The sequence below is a fragment of the Betaproteobacteria bacterium genome (assembly GCA_016791345.1).
GTDB lineage: Bacteria > Pseudomonadota > Gammaproteobacteria > Burkholderiales > JAEUMW01 > JAEUMW01.
Genome location: JAEUMW010000399.1, coordinates 1 through 3,646, shown reverse-complemented (window position 1 = coordinate 3,646; position 3,646 = coordinate 1). Strand labels below are relative to the sequence as shown.

The following is a 3,646-nucleotide window of genomic DNA, read 5'->3' as shown; positions in this document are numbered from 1 at the left end:
CCATGAGGCAAGGTGCAATGACCATCGCTGCGACCCGCTTGCTCGCGAACATGTGACATCTCCTTCTTGGTTGCTGCTATGACCTAACGCGTGTCCGGAGGTTTCGGTTGATCGGAAGTGCGACACCGATATCGCGGAAGGAGACAGGACGGTACCCTGCTTCGATGCCGCTTCCGTGGCCCCGAAACGTCGCAGCACGGAGCGGAAATACGGTCGTTCCGCCTATCCCCTGACGGCCAATCGAGTCGTTGATCTGCGTCAAGCCCGCCGCATACCGGGGTGGTATGTTTCAAGAACATAATCAACCTATAAGCGGGGGGGTGTAAGAGTGAAAATCCGTGTCCTCATCGCACTGCTGGCCGCCGCGTGGTGCAACTTCGCTGCCGCAGCTGACGAACCGATCCAGCCGATTACGCCACCGAAGCAGATCAACCTCGGGATGGCAGAACTCGGCAAGAAGCTCTATTTCGATCCACGCCTGTCGAAATCAGGGTTCATCTCCTGCAACTCCTGTCACAACCTCTCGATGGGAGGCACCGATAACATCCCGATGGGGATCGTCGAGCCCTACAAGGCCAAGAGCACGGCGGAAGGTCGCAGTGCCGTCACCGGCAAGGATGGTGACCGCTTCAACTTCAAGGTGCCGACGCTGCGCAACGTCGAGATGACCTATCCCTACTTCCACGACGGTGCCGCGAACACCCTGCCGGAAGCGGTCGACACGATGGGTCGGCTGCAGCTCGGCAAGAAGTTCACGCCCCAGGAGAATGCGGAGATCGTTGCGTTCCTGAAGACGCTCACCGGCGATCAACCGAGCTTCCAATTGCCGGTTCTTCCGCCGTCGACCGACAAGACTCCGCGGCCGGCGCCGTTCGGGAAATAGTGCGCAAGATGCGGGTTTGAGCGGTTTCACCCACGCGGCCGTTGCAAAGGCGGCGGCCGCGTGGCCTTTCCTGGTGGTTCGGAAAAATGCGGTGCTGCGTCCTGCTTGCGCGGAATAGCGCTTTCCGGCGTTCTTCGAGCGCTCAAGCTTCCAGCAGCGTCTTCAGCGCCTCGCTGCGCGCCAGAGCCTGACGGCGGTCCGTGCCGAGAACGAAGCCGGTGCACATCGACCGTCCTTCCGCGGTCTGCAGCCAGCGGGCATCGAGGAGCCGCGTCGGAACGAACCAGCCGTCGTCTATCGGTCCTTCGATGCGACGCCTGATCTTCTCCAAGGGAAGCAGGGTTGCCGCGTGTGCCGAGCAGCTCACCGCAAGTCCTTCGCGCGCCGTGGCTGCCGTGTGAAGCAGGACCTGCGTGCTCGATGCGTTGAAGCGGAAGTTCGGGTCCAGCACGATCAGGAGGCCATCGTCAGCGAGCGCCACATCGAGGCCGGCGAGTCCGATGTAGCCCTGTCTCCTCGCGGCTTCGCCGACGGCGACGACGAGTTCGCGACCGGCACGAGGCAGCGGGTTGGCCGGGTCGATCATGCTGCCGGACTGGCATGCGGGCGCAGAGAAGAGTTGCTCGGCGGCACCGATGAAGGTCGTTCGGCTCGCTTCCACGGCGAAGGTCGCGCACCAGCACGTGCGGTGGGCAATGGCGTCCTCGACGATGACCCGGTCGATGTTCTCGGCGCGGAACCATTCGAGCGCCTTCGTCCACTGCGCCTCGTCGGAGCAGTGGCGTACGGCATAGCCGGCGCCGGTGGCAACCTCCAGGCAGGCCTTGACGAAAACGGGCCGCATGAAGGCGGACCTCATCAAGGCTTCGACAGGGGCGATCCGGCGCGGCGCCAGGTTGTCCGGAGGAACTATGCGGTCGAGATATTCCTTGGCATTCAGGCTCGTCCATAGCTCCGGCGCGACCAGCTGGGCACGGTCCGGGAAGCGTCCCTTGGGCAGGGGATAGGGAGAGAAGATCCGGTGCCCTTCGGCGATCAACCGCGTTGCAAGGCGCTCCGCCTGCTCCGCGGTTTCGTACACGCGCATGTCCTCCTCGATTTCCAGGCCAGCGCGCTCCAGGATCGCCATGATCTCGTCGGTGACGCCTGCGCGGTGACGCACGCTGGCGCGCCGGCCGAGCAGCCCGAGGAGCAGGGTCGTGACCGCATCGAGCGTCACCGGCTTGAGTCCGGTCATGCGGATCTGATCGAATTCCGTCCGCGCCATGTAGGCGGCGTCGCTCGGATAGAGCCGGTCGGGGGAGAGGGCAGGCTGGAGGCGGGTGATGACCGTCATGACAGAAATCCTTCGATGCCGCGCGCGAGTTTCCTCAGGTTTGGCGAGTCGCCCTTGCCGGTGACGACGGGGGTCTTGTTCGCGTCGAGAAGGAAGGCGCGTCCTTCGTGGATGACGTAGTCGAGCTTGCCGAAGTCGATTCCCAACTCGTCCTTGTAAGCCCGAATCTCGTCGGGCGTCTCGTCGAGGAACTCATGCTTGATGATCGATCTGGCCTTGACCATGGGTTCGTTCGCGACCATGCGGTAACCGTAGCTCTGGTCACCCAGGAACACCCATCCGCGGATTGCGTAGAGATCGCCCTCGCGCTCGGGCAGGAAGCGCTCGACGATGAGTTCTGCGTCTTCCCAAACCCAGCGCGGCACCTTCTTGACGGACTCGACAATCGGATAGGTCTGACGCGGCAGCGTGCCGGCGAGCCTCCACGAGAAGCCCGCCAGCTTCCTGCGTATTCGTTCGCCCAGCGATGGTCGGGTTTCGCGCTCGGGGTCGCCGAAGAAATTGCGGTTCGTCTTGACGATGACGGGTCCTGTCCAGTCGTCATGTCGGTCGAGCCTGAGCGTCGAGTAGAGGCGCTTGGAGATGTCGAGAGCACGACCATTCACGACCGGCATCTGCCGCGATGGCGAGGGCAGCGCAGCGGCGTCGAGCCTCGTCCGGTCGTGATGCAGGATGCAGACGTCGGCGTCGGCGGCGTAGTCCGTTCCGATCACGACCTGCGCGCCATCGCCTTCCCAGATTCGCGCAAGGGCCTTGAGGAGGTAGGGAGCCTCCATGCTGTGGGTCAGATGGGCAATCGAGATGGTGCAGGGGGTCACTTGGGGGCCATCGGAGAGGACGATTTTCGAACCCTCGCGAGGCAAGTTCCGTGCACCTGGACGATCGGAGACGTGAAGGCGCCGACACTCCGCCGGCGTGAAGATGAGAACCGACCGCGTGCAGTTACAGACTCAGGCGTCGCTTTCGGGAGTTGCTGCCGTGGGGGCCGATGCGTAAGACGGTGAGCAGGTTCGCTGCGATGGGCGGCTCACGGACGCAGGAGCAATGGGCCGATCAGGCGGAAGGTCTCAGAACGCCGCCGACACGCTCAACCTGAAGATCCGCGGTTCCACCGGATGGACGCGCAGGTCGGCGATGCCCTCGGAAGGCTCGCCAGGCATGCGCGACACGTAGTAGTAGTTGATGTCGTTGTCGTTGCCGTTGAAGAAGTTGAAAACGTCGAGCCACGCCCGCCAGCGATCGTCGAAGGCGTAACCGGTGCGCCCGTTGAACTGCGACAGCGACGGCGCACGAACACTGTCGTCCTCGATCAGCGGAATGTTTGCGATGTAACGCCAGCGCAGGCTGCCGAACCATCCGTCCAGGCTGCCCACAGTGATCCCCGCGGAGCCGACCGTACCAGGTGCTCCGGGGACGCGGTCGCCCGC

4 protein-coding genes are annotated in these 3,646 nt (G+C 63.6%); 1 reads left to right on the top strand and 3 read right to left on the bottom strand.

Annotated elements, in window-relative coordinates; genetic code table 11:
- The first annotated feature begins 439 nt into the window (after nucleotides 1-439).
- A complete protein-coding gene (locus tag JNK68_15280) occupies nucleotides 440-883 on the top strand; it encodes a c-type cytochrome (GenBank protein ID MBL8541707.1) in 444 nt (147 codons plus the stop codon).
- 142 nt (nucleotides 884-1,025) lie between these two features.
- On the opposite strand, the gene JNK68_15275 is transcribed toward JNK68_15280, so the two are convergent.
- The 3 genes from JNK68_15275 to JNK68_15265 form a co-directional block, all read right to left on the bottom strand.
- Nucleotides 1,026-2,219, bottom strand: coding sequence for a hypothetical protein (locus JNK68_15275; protein ID MBL8541706.1), 1,194 nt, complete (start codon nucleotides 2,217-2,219; stop codon nucleotides 1,026-1,028).
- Complete coding sequence (locus JNK68_15270) at nucleotides 2,216-3,037, bottom strand: hypothetical protein (protein MBL8541705.1); 822 nt, start codon at nucleotides 3,035-3,037, stop codon at nucleotides 2,216-2,218. The genes JNK68_15275 and JNK68_15270 overlap by 4 nt, the downstream gene beginning before the upstream one ends.
- A gap of 249 nt (nucleotides 3,038-3,286) precedes the next feature.
- Nucleotides 3,287-3,646: TonB-dependent receptor (locus tag JNK68_15265; GenBank protein ID MBL8541704.1), on the bottom strand; the 360-nt coding region annotated here is incomplete at its 5' end.

Bases quoted from the DNA above. Each gene is read 5' to 3' on its own strand.
- JNK68_15280 (MBL8541707.1), top strand. From the start codon at position 440: ATGGCAGAACTCGGCAAGAAGCTCTATTTCGATCCACGCCTGTCGAAA.
- JNK68_15275 (MBL8541706.1), bottom strand. From the start codon at position 2,219: ATGACGGTCATCACCCGCCTCCAGCCTGCCCTCTCCCCCGACCGGCTC.